This window comes from Desulfitobacterium sp. THU1 (assembly GCF_038181555.1).
Classification (GTDB): Bacteria; Bacillota; Desulfitobacteriia; order Desulfitobacteriales; family Desulfitobacteriaceae; genus Desulfitobacterium.
The window spans coordinates 193,326-209,970 of sequence record NZ_JBBWUA010000003.1 but is presented as its reverse complement, the minus strand read 5'-3'; the positions used below and the strand labels follow the sequence as shown (position 1 = coordinate 209,970).

13 protein-coding genes, 1 pseudogene and 1 riboswitch are annotated in these 16,645 nt (G+C 42.4%); of the genes and pseudogenes, 8 read left to right on the top strand and 6 right to left on the bottom strand.

Annotated elements, in window-relative coordinates; genetic code table 11:
- Positions 1-100: 100 nt before the first annotated feature.
- From AAC978_RS04745 to AAC978_RS04730, 4 genes and pseudogenes are all read left to right on the top strand, one after another.
- Positions 101-646, top strand: a complete 546-nt coding sequence (locus tag AAC978_RS04745) for a hypothetical protein (protein WP_341546861.1) — start codon at positions 101-103, stop codon at positions 644-646.
- 524 nt (positions 647-1,170) lie between these two features.
- A pseudogene (gene ftsH, locus AAC978_RS04740) lies at positions 1,171-2,983 on the top strand (ATP-dependent zinc metalloprotease FtsH).
- A 101-nt stretch (positions 2,984-3,084) separates the two neighbouring features.
- Positions 3,085-3,170, top strand: a riboswitch (NiCo riboswitch).
- Positions 3,171-3,219: 49 nt separating this feature from the next.
- Positions 3,220-4,122, top strand: coding sequence for a cation diffusion facilitator family transporter (locus AAC978_RS04735; RefSeq protein WP_341546860.1), 903 nt, complete (start codon positions 3,220-3,222; stop codon positions 4,120-4,122).
- A 46-nt stretch (positions 4,123-4,168) separates the two neighbouring features.
- Positions 4,169-4,945 (top strand): Crp/Fnr family transcriptional regulator, encoded by a 777-nt coding sequence (locus AAC978_RS04730; RefSeq protein WP_341546859.1) that lies wholly within the window; start codon positions 4,169-4,171, stop codon positions 4,943-4,945.
- Positions 4,946-5,133: 188 nt separating this feature from the next.
- Here the strand turns inward: AAC978_RS04730 and AAC978_RS04725 are convergent, their stop codons facing one another.
- The 3 genes from AAC978_RS04725 to AAC978_RS04715 are packed head-to-tail and all read right to left on the bottom strand — an operon-like array spanning position 5,134 to position 7,842.
- Positions 5,134-5,931: an ABC transporter ATP-binding protein gene (locus tag AAC978_RS04725; protein ID WP_341546858.1), complete on the bottom strand. Its 798-nt coding sequence runs from the start codon at positions 5,929-5,931 to the stop codon at positions 5,134-5,136.
- Entirely contained in the window at positions 5,924-6,823 is a 900-nt protein-coding gene (locus AAC978_RS04720) for an ABC transporter permease (protein WP_341546857.1), read from the bottom strand. The genes AAC978_RS04725 and AAC978_RS04720 overlap by 8 nt, the downstream gene beginning before the upstream one ends.
- A 35-nt stretch (positions 6,824-6,858) precedes the next feature.
- Positions 6,859-7,842 (bottom strand): ABC transporter substrate-binding protein, encoded by a 984-nt coding sequence (locus tag AAC978_RS04715; protein WP_341546856.1) that lies wholly within the window; start codon positions 7,840-7,842, stop codon positions 6,859-6,861.
- Positions 7,843-8,479: 637 nt separating this feature from the next.
- Between AAC978_RS04715 and AAC978_RS04710 the strand changes: the two genes are divergently transcribed.
- On the top strand, positions 8,480-11,551 hold the full coding sequence (locus AAC978_RS04710; RefSeq protein WP_341546855.1) for an EAL domain-containing protein: 3,072 nt from the start codon (positions 8,480-8,482) through the stop codon (positions 11,549-11,551).
- A 156-nt stretch (positions 11,552-11,707) separates the two neighbouring features.
- Here the strand turns inward: AAC978_RS04710 and AAC978_RS04705 are convergent, their stop codons facing one another.
- On the bottom strand, positions 11,708-12,079 hold the full coding sequence (locus AAC978_RS04705) for a YegP family protein (protein WP_341546854.1): 372 nt from the start codon (positions 12,077-12,079) through the stop codon (positions 11,708-11,710).
- Positions 12,080-12,219: 140 nt separating this feature from the next.
- On the opposite strand from AAC978_RS04705, the gene AAC978_RS04700 reads away from it, so the two are divergent.
- Positions 12,220-12,351 (top strand): hypothetical protein, encoded by a 132-nt coding sequence (locus AAC978_RS04700; protein ID WP_341546853.1) that lies wholly within the window; start codon positions 12,220-12,222, stop codon positions 12,349-12,351.
- A gap of 31 nt (positions 12,352-12,382) precedes the next feature.
- On the opposite strand, the gene AAC978_RS04695 is transcribed toward AAC978_RS04700, so the two are convergent.
- Positions 12,383-12,934: a hemerythrin domain-containing protein gene (locus AAC978_RS04695; protein WP_341546852.1), complete on the bottom strand. Its 552-nt coding sequence runs from the start codon at positions 12,932-12,934 to the stop codon at positions 12,383-12,385.
- 414 nt (positions 12,935-13,348) lie between these two features.
- Between AAC978_RS04695 and AAC978_RS04690 the strand changes: the two genes are divergently transcribed.
- Positions 13,349-15,346 (top strand): methyl-accepting chemotaxis protein, encoded by a 1,998-nt coding sequence (locus tag AAC978_RS04690; protein WP_341546851.1) that lies wholly within the window; start codon positions 13,349-13,351, stop codon positions 15,344-15,346.
- 120 nt (positions 15,347-15,466) lie between these two features.
- On the opposite strand, the gene AAC978_RS04685 is transcribed toward AAC978_RS04690, so the two are convergent.
- On the bottom strand, positions 15,467-16,228 hold the full coding sequence (locus AAC978_RS04685) for an SDR family NAD(P)-dependent oxidoreductase (RefSeq protein WP_341546850.1): 762 nt from the start codon (positions 16,226-16,228) through the stop codon (positions 15,467-15,469).
- Between the two features lie 221 nt (positions 16,229-16,449).
- Here AAC978_RS04685 and AAC978_RS04680 point away from each other — a divergent pair, with 221 nt between their 5' ends.
- A complete protein-coding gene (locus AAC978_RS04680; RefSeq protein WP_341546849.1) occupies positions 16,450-16,599 on the top strand; it encodes a hypothetical protein in 150 nt (49 codons plus the stop codon).
- Positions 16,600-16,645 lie beyond the last annotated feature (46 nt).

Here is a 16,645-nt window from a genome sequence, read left to right as displayed (position 1 = left end):
AAGGAAACAAGCTCTCGTTGCCCTTTCTCACAGAAAAATTTATTATTTTAAAGGACTATGGTAAAATAAACTTACTTTCGCAACTGGGGGAGGCTGTGATATGGCTAAGCTGAGCGAAGGACAAATTAAGATCTATGATGCCCTGGAAAAGCTGGTTCAGACGAAGAGCATATCGGAGGTCAAGGTGATAGATGTTTGCCGTTTGAGCGGTGTTCCTAGGTCAACTTTTTATTCGTATTTCTATGATATCTTTTCTGTACCCCAGAAGATTTGGGATGATTTGATGGGAGATACCCTATATAAGATCGGTAACGGTCTTACCTGGGACGAGGGTCACCGCATGATGTTTGAGAACATTTTGCAGCACAAGGCTCTTTTCGGCAAGATTTACTGGGAGAATGACAACAATTCGATCTTGGAATATGGTTACCGAGGAGGATATTCCGCGGTGGAGGGTAATGTTGCGGTCCGCAAAAACCACCGGTGGACGGAGGCGGAACTTCTTGAACTTGACTATACCATCCGGGCGTTAGCCGCGCTCACCACAAAGTGGGGCAGAGACGGTATGGTCGTACCGGTCGAGGCGGCGGTCCGCATCTTTAGTACGCATGTGCCGCCTTTTTTAAAAGAGCTGTGCGACACATAAAAATCCACTTGGTTCGGAAATATGAACCCAATAGGGCGATATAGCTATCAAACGAACATAGTGTTTAAGCAGCGAGATAGAAAGAAGGACCAAGGATTTCCCTTGGTCTTTTTTGTGCGCTTCAGACTTTCATTCAGCTTAGGATGCATCACTGATGAAAGAAAACTTTGTCTGGTCAAGTCAAAATTTGATTTAGATCAAAGATTTGGAGTTTAAAAGCATCTATAATTATGTTACACCTTTAAGGGTTCGTTTCTGGAAAGCTTAATAATATGTTATAATAATTATAAATAAGGACTGCTATTATGGTATGTTCCTAGTTGAGGAAAGGAATGTAAGCTGTCCACTAACGACGTCTTCGATATGCATGAGGTGATCAATAAGACTGTATTTTGCATTTCTGCGGTAAAAAGAAGCCTTGGCAGAAGCGCTAATCAGGCAAATTTCACGCTTATAAAAACACTATGAAATAGTGCAACGATTATCACGAAACTAGAATAAGCAGAGATAAGGAGAAAAACAAGATGGATGAAGTAAAAACACCCAAGAAACCCTTGATTTACTACTATATAATTGCCCTCTTGACTATATTGCTGTTCAACTATTTAGCTGCGCCTAAACTATTACAACAAAAAGTCGAAGAAGTGGACTATGGAACCTTCATGAGTATGACTGAAAAGAGAGAAATTGGTAGTGTCGAGATTCAGAATAACCAAATTGTCTTTACCAACAAAGATAATACCTTATACTACAAAACTGGCCTAGTGGATGATCCTAACCGAACCGAACGTCTTTATGAAGCAGGTGCTAATTTCTCCAAGGAAATTGTCAAGGAAGCATCACCATTGATGACCTTTCTCCTTACTTGGATTTTGCCCTTGGTCATCTTTATCGGCATTGGTCAATACATGTCCAAAAAGCTCATGCAAAGAGCTGGTGGTGGTAATTCCATGATGTTTGGCATGGGCAAGAGCAATGCCAAGATTTATGTGAAATCCACTGAAGGCATCAAGTTCTCAGACGTGGCCGGGGAGGATGAAGCGAAAGAAAACCTGGCAGAAATTGTGGAGTACTTACATGACCCTTCTATATATAAAGAGATCGGGGCTAAGATGCCCAAAGGTATCTTATTAGTAGGTCCTCCCGGCACGGGCAAGACCATGTTGGCGAAGGCTGTGGCTGGGGAATCTCAGGTGCCCTTCTTTTCGATCTCGGGTTCAGAGTTTGTGGAGATGTTTGTCGGCATGGGTGCCTCTAAGGTGCGCGACCTCTTTAAACAAGCCAAGGAAAAAGCACCCTGTATCATCTTTATCGATGAAATTGACGCCATCGGTAAAAAGCGGAACGGACAGTTTGGTGGCAATGATGAGCGTGAGCAAACTTTGAATCAACTGCTCACCGAGATGGATGGTTTTGAAGAGAATACCGGTGTGATCATATTGGCGGCTACCAATCGCCCTGAATCCCTTGATCCAGCTTTGCTGCGTCCGGGACGTTTTGATCGCCGTGTGCCAGTAGAGCTACCCGATTTAAAGGGCCGCGAGGAAATACTCAAAGTCCATGCCAAAAAGGTTAAAACTGATGCGAGTATCGACTTCACTAAAGTAGCACGCATGGCTTCTGGGGCTTCCGGAGCGGAGCTGGCGAACATTGTCAATGAAGCCGCCCTGCGTGCCGTGCGTGATGGACGAAAATATACAACTCAGTCAGATTTCGAGGAAAGCATTGAAGTCGTTATCGCCGGCTATCAAAAGAAGAACGCCATCCTTACGGATAAAGAAAAGCTAATCGTCGCTTATCACGAGGTGGGTCATGCCTTGGTCGCAGCCAAGCAAAGCGATTCTGCTCCAGTAGAAAAAAATCACAATTGTCCCGCGTACTTCAGGCGCCCTTGGCTATACCATGCAAGTGGATGAAGGCAATCACTATCTGTTGAGCAGAGAAGAGATTGAGAATAAAATTGCTACGTTTACCGGGGGGCGGGTAGCCGAAGAGGTTATTTTTGGCTCAGTGACCACAGGAGCAGCGAATGATATCGAGCAGGCCACGAAATTGGCCCGAGCGATGATTACCCGCTATGGCATGAGCGAGAAATTTGGCATGGTGGCTATGGAAGCAGTTTCAAATCAATATTTGGGTGGCGACACTTCCCTCACTTGTTCAGCGGAAACTCAGGCCCTAGTGGACAAGGAAGTCGTTGATCTAGTGAAAAAACAATATGAAAAAGCCGAGAAGATATTGCAAGAGAATCGCGAAAAACTGGACGAAATCTCTAAGCATCTTTATGAAAAAGAAACAATAACCGGAACTGAATTTATGGAGATTTTGAATTCGTAGGCATATTATTTGCTTTTTCTTCAGCCTGGAATTGAAGGTTGACAAAAGTGGTTTTAAATTATTATAATAAATTAAGTAAATATTTCACATCTATAGAATATACTTTAATACCTGAGCAGGTCATGAACCGATAGGTTTATATGACCGGGTCGGCAACGACAGCAGATGAGAAATCTGTGGGACAGCAATGTTCCACAGATTTTTTTACTGTAAAAATACAATAATTGGAGGATTCTATGCTAAGAGACTGGGATAGACGGGCTAAAGTTGCACTTCTCTCGATCATATCCAACACCCTGTTGATAATTTTCAAGGTTATAGCCGGTATTTTAAGTGGATCGGTAAGTATAATCTCCGAAGCCATTCATTCGGGGATGGACTTAATTGCTTCCTTGATCGCCTTTTTCTCAGTGAGACAATCTGCCAAGCCTGCTGACCGGGAGCATCCCTACGGTCATGGTAAAATTGAAAACATTTCTGGAATCGCTGAAGGGCTGTTAATTTTTGTCGCCGCTGGGCTGATTATCAAGGAAGCAATTGCCAAGATCCAAGCTCCGATTGCCATTGAACAGACGGGGATAGCCATTGTGGTGATGTTGGGGGCCTCTATTGTAAACCTGCTCGTTTCGAGAAAACTGTACCAAGTTGCCAAGGAAGAAGATTCAATGGCTCTGGAAGCCGATGCTCTACATTTAAAAACTGATGTATATACATCATTGGGGGTAGCAGTAGGACTGGTACTCCTTAAAGTAACCGGACTTAATGTTCTTGACCCTCTTGTGGCGATTATCATCGCTTTACTGATCATCAAAGAAGCCTGGCATTTATGTTATAATGCATTTCAATACCTTTTGGACACCAAATTATCGGATGAAGAAGAAGCACGCATCGAAAAGATCATCAGCGATCACCACGATATTTTTAAGGATTATCATAAGCTTAAGACCAGAAAGTCCGGGAACATGAAGCATATTGATTTCCATATTACTGTTGATCCACATCTCACTGTAAAAGAAGTTCATGATATTATTGGCGATCTAAAAATGGATATGTGTCATGAATTTGGCAATACAAGAGTAAATGTTCATGTGGATCCTCTTAGAGAGGATAGAAGCGAAGAAGAGGAATTTGAGCCTTGAAGGAGAAATAATAACGCTAATACGCTTCAATTATAGAAGAGAAGCCGTGGATAAATTAGCAGAAGGTTGGGAAAGGAAAGTAGAAATGAGCGAACACGAATGCGGTCATGGTTGTAATCATGGGTGTGGCCATGGAAGTGACCATGGTATTGAAGGTGAAGGACACGCATCCTGTGTCTCAATAGTGCCGATATTTAATCATCTTGAAGATGAGCAGATGGCTGAAATCACAGAAGCGGTTCGCTCTGCTTCCTATAAAAAGGGCGAGATCATTTATCGAGCCGGGGATCAATCCGATTCACTCTATATTGTCAGAAGTGGGAAGATCAGAATCTATCGTCTATCTGAATCAGGTAGGGAACAATTGGTACGTTTCTTAAGGCCGGGGGATTTTACAGGTGAACATGCCTTGTTCAGTGAATCAGTTCATGAGTCCTATGCCGAAGCAATGGAAAACACGGAGGTTTGCCTGATTACACGTACGGATTTGCAGCAATTCCTTTTGAACTACCCTTCGATTTCCTTGAAAATGCTAGCAGAATTCTCCAGTAGGCTGGAAAAATCGGAGAAACAAACCACAAGAGTTTCGACGGAGAAGGTGGAAACCAGGCTTGCCCTCTTCTTGGCGGAGTGTATCGATAAGGAAGCTTCGTCCACGGAGTTTATACTCCCCATGAGTAAAAGGGACCTAGCCTCCTTCCTAGGGACTACCCCGGAAACAATCAGTCGGAAATTAACAGAATTTGAGGACGCGGGATATATCAAACAGAAGCCCCATAGAAAGATAGAGGTACTCGATTTAGATGAACTGCTCCTAATCTAGTTATTATTTTGTGTCTTTAGAAGCCTTCAGGCCTCTTAGACATATTCTTTTTGGTATCTAATGATGCTATGGTTAATTAGCAACCGATTATGTAGGCAAATCAAGTCTTAGAAACACGATAAGAAGCCGTTCAAGGTAGAATTAATTCCACCTTAACCGGCTTCTTTCAGTACTGAACGCAATCTCATTTAGTGGCTTAAAAGCATGCGATCATCATCCAAGGTGTTTTGGCTTTGCTGGGAGAAATGTTCCAATAAACGGGAAACCGTCATCTCTTCTCGAGCCTTTCCGGCGATATCCAGAAGGATTTTTCCCTGATCTAACATGATCGTACGGGTTCCGGTTTTAAGGGCGGTCTGGATATTATGAGTGATCATCATGGTGGTGATCTGATCCTGACTGACGATGTCTTTGGTAATCGCCATTATCTTTTCGGCAGCGGCAGGATCAAGAGCTGCAGTGTGTTCATCAAGGAGTAACAGGGCAGGTTTAGCAATGGTGGACATGAGCAGGGAGAGGGCCTGTCTTTGACCGCCCGAAAGCAGTCCGACCTTGGTCCTGAGGCGGTCCTCAAGGCCCATGTCCAGCTGGGCGATTTTTTCACGAAAAACCTTTACGTCCTTGGGGTGAACACCGAGACGCAGGCCGTTTCTGCTGCGGCGGTTATAGGCAAGGGCAAGATTTTCTTCGATCGTCATATCCGGTGCCGAACCTTTAAGAGGATCCTGAAAGAGGCGTCCAATCCTGGCGGCCCGCTTGTGCTCAGCAAGGTAGGTAATGTTTTCTCCTTGGAGAAGAATTTTACCGCGGTTGAGCCAAAAGGTACCGCCAATGGCATTAAACAGCGTGGATTTGCCGGCACCATTGGAACCGATGAGGGTGACGAATTCACCTTTTGCAAGAGATAGGGTAACTTTGTCCAAGGCCACATGCTCATTGGGTGTGCCTGCTAAGAAGATTTTGGTGGCGTTGCTGATTTCAAGCATCCAATTCCACCTTCTTTCTCATGTTGTGCAGCTCGAGATGCTTTTTCACCACGGGTACGGCCAAGGCAATGACGACGATGACTGCTGAAACGACCCGAAGCATATAGGCGGGAAAGATGCTCGACTTCAGGGCGGCCGCGATGATGAAGCGGTAAATAAGGGAACCGAAGATGGCTGAGAGCAGCCCGATAGTCAAAGAGCGACGGCCAAAAATCGCTTCGCCGATAATGGCCGAGGCTAGGCCGACGACCATGATGCCAATCCCGGAGCTGATGTCGGCATACCCCTGATACTGAGCGAGCACTGCGCCGGCTAAGCCGATACAGGCGTTGGAAATGGCCACAGCAAGAATTTTCATAGCATCGACATTGATTGAGGAAGCCTTGACCATCTCCTCGTTGTTGCCGGTTGCTCGGATGCAGAGGCCCAAATGGGTCTTGAAAAACCAGATGAGAACAACGGCACAGAGAAAGCAAAAGGCGAAGGGGACAAGAGTCTTAAGAATTTCTTTGCTGACCGGCAGCCAGGCTATTTGTGTGAAAAGAGTGTCACTGCCGATTAAGGATAGATTGGAACGGCTGCCGAGAACATAAAGGTTGATACTGTAGAGACTGCTCATGGTGATGATTCCGGCAAGGATGGGGTGGATCTCCAGCTTGGTTTGCAGAAGTCCTGTCACCGTTCCCGCCGCGGCTCCGGCCACGATGGCCAGCAAGATGCCGAGCAAAGGATGTCCAGCTAGGGTCAGGACAGCCGAGACAGCGAGGCCGAGCGTAAAGCTCCCATCGGCAGTTAGATCAGGGATATTGAGGATGCGAAAGGAAATATAGATGCCCAGTGCTAGCATGCCGTAGATAAAGCCGAGCTGTAGGGAACCGATCAATAAAGTCATTATCTTACCTCCTGCGAGATTAAAAGGTGGGCTGATTAGTCGATGATTTTAGAGCTGTCGAGTACGCTTTGGGGAAGGGTTAGTCCGAGGGCATCCGCTGTGGACTTGTTAATGACCGTGGTAAAATCGGTGACGATTAGGGATGGAATCTGTTCGATGGGTGTACCCTTCAAGTATTTTTCCGCCATTTCGGCAGTGATGCCGCCAATTGTAATGTCATCGATACTGACGGTGGCAAAAGCACCGGATTGGACCATGACAGCTGAGCTGCCATAGACCGGGATTTTAGCATTTTTGGCGATTTCAGCTACCTGAGGCATGGCACTTTGAACCACACTGTCATTAGGAATGAAAAAGGCATCAACCTGGTTAACTAAAGATTGTGCGGCTTGCTGTACTTCCGAAGAGGAGGTAATGATAACTTCTTTATAATTTAATCCCACCGAATCCAGGTATTTCTTGGCGTTTTCAATCGTCGTGACGGCATTGATTTCACCGGTATTATAGATCAACCCATAGGTTTGGCGGTTGGGCGTTAGTTGGTCGGCAAGCTTGAACATCTCACTGACAGGGATAGCATTGGAGGTACCGGTGGCATTCTTATCTGGTGTGTTCATATCGGTGATGACCTTGGCGCCTACCGGGTTGGAAACGGAGATGTAAAAAACAGGGATACCGCTATTCATATTGACAATCGCTTGAGTAGCTGGAGTGCCGATGGTCACAATCATGTCCTTCTTTTCATCAACCATCGTTTGCATGATCGAGTTGAGAGTAGCTGTGTCACCATTGGCGTTTTTGTAGTCAATGATCATTTGCTCCTCAGTATAACCGAGCTCCCGCATCTTAGTGGAAAAACCTTCGCGCATGTCCGTAAAAGCGCCGTTGTCAGCAAGCTGGACTAAGCCGACCTGGATAGCATCCGCTGAAGCCTTGTCTTGGGGAGCTGTCTCCGAACTGCAACCGACAGCTGCGAGGAGAAGAGTAGAGATTAGGAGACCCACAAGTGTTTTTTTCATTTCTTTCATCTTCCTTTCACTTTTCACCACGATGTGGATAAGTCAGTTGGTTTTTCAGGAGAGGCAAAGGCTTTGAAAATAATAAAAGCCTGTCCTTGATCGGGATCATCCCAAAAGGATAATCCGAATCAAGGACAGGCTTAAGCCTGCGGTGCCACCTTGCTTGGTAATATAAAAATATTACCCAACTCTTCCAGAGTGCCAACACACTCCTGCCTGATAACGCTGGCCTGCGTCGCACTATACTAGAAAGCAAAGGCTTTCGTTCCCTGCGCCCTCAGTAGTCCATTTGCCGTACCGCTTTCTGCCGAGTTCCCAGCCCTCTCAGCTCTCTGTAAGTGCGCTTAACGGTTTAATTTCTACTTCAACGGTTTTCATTACATTATCACGATGAAAAATTCTTGTCAAGATTTTCTTGAGTGCGTATTGCCCTTGCTGTCACTGTTACAGCTCATGAAAAAGATGCTTCGGTTGAGAAAGAACTAATATTCTCAGGAAAAATGTCGATATATAGCTATAGAAGATAAAAATCCCGTTAGCACAACGATAGTTCCGATGTTATCTTATATATAGATTTGTATAGCTCGAAGGATTCTATTGAAGAATTGTGCTGCCTGAAATTTTAACGAGGTATAATATGGACTATTCAACATTCTGGGGAATGCTCCTCATAGCAATTGGTGGTATATCTTTTGTTTGCGGCTTTTACGCAACAAATGGAGTCTTTAAAACGACGATCAATCGATTATTGATGATTATGTGCTGTGCTCTTTTAGTTTGGTCTTTAGGCCTTGCAATTACTGCGGCAGCGGATAATAAAGGGATTAGTATGATCGGCTATCTGGTTGCGCCTATAGGCTGGGGACCAATGTCCGGAATGCTCTTGCATTTTACTCTATTGCTAACAGAGCAAAATAAGCTCTTAAAAAAGTGGTGGATCTATCCCGTACTCTATGTGCCTGGTCTAGTGATGATTTATGCCTTTACGATTCTTCCGGCCATGGGTCTATACGCAGATGATTTTATCCACACCCTATACGGATGGGTACCGGCAGTCAATTATGATTTATGGGATTATACTTTTTATGTTTATTATATTGCTTTCACCATTATAAATCTCATTCTGTTGCTGTCAACGAGAACAACCTCCCAAGATAAAAACATACGGACTCAGGTTACGTGGTTAGCAATCTGCTATATCATAGCCTATACACTCGGCACGTTATCAGACGTTGTCTTTGGCTACTTAAATTTTACAATCCCTCGTCATTCAACTGTTTTTGCTCTATTACCCATTGGAGCAATAGCCTATTTTGTTAAGAAATACGGACCATTAGGTCCTGTCCCAATCACCCAAAGCGAGGGTTTTCGCACCGAAAAGGCCCATAGCAATGTATACCGAGTTATGAGCTTTGGCTTTGCTATCGGAAGTATTTTAAACATTATTAGTCAAAAACTTTTATACCAGGAAACGGGTTTACCTAACATAAATTTATTTAGCATGTTTTTGATTGTGATAGCTGTAATAACCCTCATAATTAGCGAGCTCAGGATCAATGGATTACTAAAAGAAATGTTAATTGCCATTGTTTATTCGCTTATTATTCCTTATATTACTTTAAGATTCGTCCAGTATGGAAGTATTACAATCTGGGCTTTTGTATTTCTACTATTCATCCTTTGCTTAATCTATAATAGGCGAATCCTGTTGATCACTATCACGATGTCAGCTTTGATGACCCAAATACTGGTTTGGGCGATATCTCCTAGTGTTCAAGTGGAAGTGAATGTAGCAGATTATATAGTAAGGCTTGGTCTAATTGGCCTTTCGGCTATTTTGTCTGTTTTTGTGAACTCTGTCTATGTTGCGAAGCTTAAGGAGAATTATTCTTATGATGAAAAGCAGACCCTATTAGCAGAGATATCACGAGATTTTATCTCTGCCGAAGAGTGGAATAAGGATGAGATACTTCATAATTTATTGGAGAAGTGCGGTAAATTTATCAAGTCTGACCGAGCCTATATCATTGTATTCAAACAAGATAAGGGAGATTTACACTATTCATGTGAATGGCTGGCAGATGGAACACAATCGTTTCTGAAGGACTTTGGAGTTTTAAGTTCTGATATCCATCAGAAGTTTCTTGATCAGTTTGAAACAGAAGGGGTAATGAAGCTTCCTGATGCAAATCTATTACCTCCCCTAGCCGGAAAGTTTAAAAGAATGCTTGCGGAACAAAATATTCGAGGTATGGTCAATTTGCCGGTAAAAGAAAAGGGCGAGATCATCGGCATCATGGGCTTTAATTCCTCAAGACCCTTAAGGGAATGGAATTTTGATTCAACTCATTTTATGGAAATTGTCGCCAATGTCGTTTCCGATATGCTTCTGAAAATTAAGACTGAGAATAGAAATAAATTTCTTGCCTACCATGATCAACTTACCCAGCTACCCAACCGTACTTTATTTAAAGAACACATGGATGAGACAATCAAGCAGGCAAGCAGAACAGGGAAAACCCTCGCAGTTGTTTTTCTAGATATTGATTCGTTTAAAGCAATCAATGATACTATGGGACATGAGATTGGTGATGCGGTCCTCTATGAAGTCGCCCAGATACTATCGGATAACATCCGTTATTGTGATGCAGTTTCTCGTTTCGGTGGCGATGAATTTGTCATCATCTTAAATGAGATCTCCACTAAAGATGAGGCTAGCAAAATTATGGATGAGCTCATAAGTGCAATTTGTATGCCGCTCAATTTACGAGGTCAGGAATTTCATGTGACCTTCAGTGCAGGCTGCGCTTTATATCCAGAGGATGGAGAGGATTCTGACGCCCTGCTCAAAAACGCTGACACCGCTATGTATTATGCGAAAAGGCTGGGAAAAAACCAATATCTAATGTGTAACCAGGCTATGAAAGATCAGGTTGCAGAACAATTGATGCTCACGAATCATCTTCACCGGGCACTTGAAAGAGAAGAGTTAGTGGTTTATTATCAGCCTCAAGTTGACATTGCCACAAAATCTATTGTGGGCTTTGAAGCGCTACTTAGGTGGTCAATTCCCGAGCGAGGTATCATCAGCCCTGGGCTATTTATTCCTATAGCAGAACAGACAAGACTGATTAATCCAATCGGTGAATGGGTTCTAGAAACTGCCTGCCGGCAAAATAAGCTCTGGCAGGAAAGAGGATTTTCCGGACTGCGGATGGCTGTGAACGTATCTGTAGTTCAGTTAGGCAACCCAAATTTAGTGCAACAGGTGGAAGGAATTTTGAAGAAAACGGGCTTGCCGCCAAAGGATTTAGAACTCGAAATTACCGAAAGCGCCGCCAGTAATGATGTCGATAATATTGTTTCCGTTCTTGCAAGCCTGAAAGCTCTTGGGCTCACCTTGTCCATCGATGATTTTGGTACAGAATATTCCTCCTTAAGTCGTTTGAAGGTTTTGCCCATTGACCGCATAAAAATGGATATGCAATTTGTGCATGGTATTGAGGGAAGTGAAAAGGACCAAGCCATCGCCAAGGTAATAATAAACCTTGCCAAGAGCATGAATCTTCAGGTTATCGCCGAGGGTGTCGAAACTAAAACTCAGCTTGATTTCCTGAGCCAACGGTCCTGTGATGTGGCGCAAGGATATTATTACTACAAGCCGATGCCGGCTGAAGAGATCGAAAAAATATTGGATTCCCTTATTTAACCCGGAATGCTTTTTTACTGATGATACAGTGATGACTTTCCCTTATCGAAGGCTTGCAGGAGAAGTTTCGGAACACAACAAAAGCACTCTAGTTAGAGTGCTTTTGTTGTGTTTTATTATGTTTGCAATTGTATTTTTTATATCTAGATGCTATTCTCAAAAATCTGACTCAACTGTTGCAACAGGTGCATTTTTGCGGACGCTCTCAATTCCATTCAAGCAACCAGCTTTCGCCTTATACCCTTCGGATGTTGCAATAATTTCACCATTTCTTGCCTTAAGTCGAAAACGAAACTCGCCTGCCTTATCTTCATACATTTCAAACTTAGGGTTCACAGCTTGCTTTACAGGATCTTCAGTCAAATCCTCAAAATTAGCAATTGGCGCGTTAACTTTTACACTTTCAATGCCATTCGAACAGGATTTTTCAGTAGTATATACCTCGGAAGTTGCAATTGTCTGTCCATTGCCTGCTTTTAAGTCGAATTTGAATCCAGTTGATATCTTCTTAAGAACAAATTTGGCCATGGTTAAACCCCCTTCAGAAATACTATTTTTCTACAGTTTAACACATTTTTCGAAAGGGACACAATTATATTTTACTTGTTGTATTATTCATTCGACATGAAGATCTGAAATTAAATTATTATGGTGATCAAGAGCTGGCAATGGCCATCGGTGAAGAGATTTCAAAAGGTAAGTCTTATATGGAAAGAATCGGTCCAGTAAAAACTGTAATTGGTGAACGCTTACAACAATGTAAGGAGCTTCTCCACAGGGATGAAGAGGCTGAAGGGTAGATACACATCAAATTCCCTTTACTAGCTTGACTTATTTTGACTTCAGATATTTTTCTTCAAATTTATGGAGGGTTTCATGCAGCTTTTCATGGGTTCCTTTACCCATAATCTCTTCTTCAAACCCTTCAAACTGCTCGAGTAGCTGCGCTTGCACGTCCATTGGTATTTTCTGATCCCCCATGGGAAATAGCACGGAGTTTTCCTTTTCAATGTGCGCACGCATGAGATTGATGTAGCCTTTCGCTGCTTCCACAAATAAGCTTCCTTGCAATGTGTTGTTTTCAGTGGATTTTCCCATTTCGGAAATATAATGCCTGCCTTGATTGTGCTCTATTAACATTTGTCCAATCGGTCCTCTTTCGTTAGGTATACCAACCTTCTCCATCGCCGGAAACATCAGACCTTCTTCTTTTCCATGGTGACATTTATCGGCAAACAAACGCAAGAAATTAACCATTTCGTCAATATCCTTGGTGTCTACCGTGTCTGACCGTTTGAAGGTATTGACCATTTGTTCCAGAATTTCAAGTCCGAAGAGAATACCCTTGTGTTCGTTCCGTAAATCTTCACTGGCATACATCATTTGTTTTGCCTCCCTTGTTATTTAGTTTCATCGTTCACAAGAAATTCCTTAAGTTATGTACATGAATTGTCGATACTAAATTATACCATATATCAATCTTATTATACTCACATCAATATATTTCGTATCTGATTTTTATGAAGTTTTGAATGATTCATAGAGTAGAACGTTATGAGTCTGAGAAAATATTTAGATAAAGTAAAAATAACTCGTAAAATTAAGTATTGTGTCAGTTTTTTGTGAATGTTATAATTATCTAATATATATAAACATAATCTTCTAAAATTGCTATGATTTTTCTAATATAGAACGAGTAGAGCAGTTTTAGATTAAGAAATGATTTTTTAGTATAATCAAAATTTATATATAATGATCCTACATAAATAAAATATAAAGAGGTAAAGGAGAGTTGTCATGTCAATTAGAACGAAGCTACCATTGTTCATCTCCCTTTTAGTTGCTATCGCCCTTGTAGTAACTGGTGTTTCCGTTTACTACTCCGTCTCGAAGGTTGTAACTGAACAAAGTCACCATGAGTTAGAAACAAATGCATTACGTGTCGGGCAGGATATTGATAATCTAATTAAACAAGAGAAAACAATTGCTTATGCTTTATCGCAAAATAAAGTTTTTGTCGAACTACTCGAAAATCCCACAAATCAAGCTGCTCTTAATGAGGCGAATGATTTCTTAGCTCAAGTCTTCAAGCAAATGCCTAATCATCAACATATTCAAGTGAATAATCGCGATGGCATAATTATCGCAGATAGCGACGTCAAAAACATCGGTTCAAATTCTTCAAAACGAGAATACTTTAAGCAGGCCATCCAAGGGAATGAAAATATCAGTGAAGTTTTGCAATCGAATGTTGGTAATCATGACAACATCATTGTTATTGCCGTTCCGATAAAAAATGCTGCCGGGGAAGTCATTGGCATTTTGGGTAATGTAGTGACGACAAATTTCTTTAGTAGCAATTTGGCAACGGTAAAACCTGGTGAAGAAGGATATGCTTTTTTACTTGACCCCACCGGAAAAATGTTAGCTCACCCCAATGCAGAATTGATCAATCAACCGGTTCCTGTTCCGGAAATACAGGCTATTTCGGATAAAGGAGAAAAACCTACCGAGTTAGTCGCTTTGTCTAGTCAATATACCTATCAAGGCCAAGAAAAAGCCATGAGTTACGCTATTATTCCGGGGACAAACTGGTTATTAGCGATTACGGATAGCGTAGCGGATATTAATGCACCGGTTCGTGGGGTCATGGTTACCATGCTGATTATTCTCGTGGTTGTTACCGCGCTGGCAGTTCTAGTCGGAATTCGTATTTCACGCACCTTCACTAAGCCGATTGCCGCCCTTAATGAAGCTATGGCCAAAGTTGCCGACGGTGATTTTAGAGTAGCAATAAGCATTGATTCAAAGGATGAACTGGGAACCTTGTCCCGTAGTTTGAACAATATGGTGGAAAAGGTTCGCGGGCTTTTAGTGAATATGAATGGAGCCATTACTAACTTAAACGGTTATAGCAATAATTTAGATGAAGCCGCGAGAACTACTGCTGTCTCAGTAGAGCAAACCTCGATGGTTACTCAACAAATTGCCAAAGCCATTGAGTCACAGGCATCAGGAACAGAAGCGGCCTCGATGAAGGTTTCAGCACTCGGGGTAGAAATCGATCAAATCAATGAACAATCCGTATATATGCAACAAAATTCAAATGAGATTGGCGAAATCGTCAATCGCGATAAGGCAGTGGTAGAAAAACTCTTAGAAATTACCGATCAAAATGGACGAGAGGTAGAGAAGATTCAGGTTGTAACTCAAGAGCTTGAGAAGAGTTCGAAAAATATCGGTGATATTACCCTAGTCATTAGCGGGATAGCTGAACAAACGAATCTCTTGGCACTCAATGCCTCTATCGAAGCTGCTCGTGCCGGTGATGCTGGGCGAGGGTTTGCCGTGGTTGCTGAAGAAATTCGCAAGCTTGCTGAACAATCAACCGATTCAGTGAAGATGATCGATTCGATCATCAAGGAAGTTCAGGATGGAACGATGAAAAATGCCACCTCGGTGAATGCCATCCAATCTATTTCCCAAGCACAAATGAAGTACGTCACCGAAACCCAAAGAGCCTTTGACGAGATCATCAATAAGATTCAAGAAATATCCGCGCAAATTCTTTCCACGGCCAACGCCTTAGACAACATGAATCGAAGTAAAGAAGATGTCGTAGATTATATGCAAAACATTTCGGCATCGAGTGAAGAAGTTTCCGCTTCAGTAGAAGAGGTTACAGCGACTGCCGAAGAACAAACGGCTATGGTCGAACGACTTGGTCAGTTAGTTCATTCTATTAATGGTATGTCTAATGAGCTCATGTCTCAGAGTTCTGTCTTTAAATTTTAACAACGGAGCCTAGAAAAAGCAGAAGCCTCACACTGGAAACCAATCCGGTGTGAGGCTTACTTATATGAGGCTTACTTGTTTTTATTTAGGAATCAGGAACATTTGACACTATTTTAGAAATTAAACGCAGGTATAGCCGCCATCGATGGGTAATATTACCCCTGTGACATATGATGACTCATCAGCTGCTAAGAAACATGCAGCTGAATTTAATTCGCCCACGTTTCCGTAACGTTGAAGAGGTACAGTACGCTCCATATAGGCGGTGAATTCTTCGGTTTTCAGAGTATCGGCAGTTAATTCTGTTGCAAAATAACCTGGGCAGATACAGTTGACTGTCACACCGCGGGTAGCCCATTCTGCTGCCAAGGCACGGGTAAGATTTACGACACCGCCCTTAGCTGCATGGTAAGCAGAAGCTGGGGCTGCGGAATTGCCGACCATTCCATACATAGAAGAAATGTTGATAACACGTCCATAACCAGCTTCAAGCATCACTTTGCCAAATTCCCGAGCAGTACGGAAGACGCCGGTCAGGTCGATGGAAAGGTTGTATTCCCATTCTTCATCTTCCATTTTTTCAGCGGGGACCATTGTTCCGACCCCTGCATTATTAACGAGGATATCGACTTTGCCAAACTTGGCTAAAGTAGCTTGAACAGCAGCTTTAACAGAATCTAATTGAGTTACATCGCAAGCAACAGGGTGGACTATAACCCCATATTTGCTTTCGAGCTCTGCGGCGACTTTGCGCAATTTATCTTCGCGGCGAGCAAGTAATACAAGATTTGCACCTTGTTCAGCCAAACCATGAGCCATTTGGGTGCCCAATCCACTAGATGCACCAGTAATAACAGCGACACGACCTTTTAAATTGAACATTTGCTACTCCTCCTAGGTATATAATTATGAAACGTTGTTTCATTTTGGTTCTCTATATTATAGTATGCCCTAAAACGGTTCAAAAGACAACGACATTGTAATTAAAAGAACTATTAAAATTAGTCTGAATTAACAAATTATATCTTCAATATATTTAAATAATATGTTATCATAATAGTGAGAATTAACTGAATAAACTTTGAAATCAAGGAGGAATTGATATGGAATCGCTAGCAGTAGCATATGTTTTAAAATGTAAGCAAGAAAAGTTGAGCAACTTGTCTTCGGGGATGGTTCTTGAAGAAGAAAATCTCAAAAATGAAATTTCAAACCTCCAAAAGCTTTATCAGGAACTCTGCGAAAATTATTAAATTGACCATTGAATTTGGATAAGAAGGGTAATTCATCGACGATATG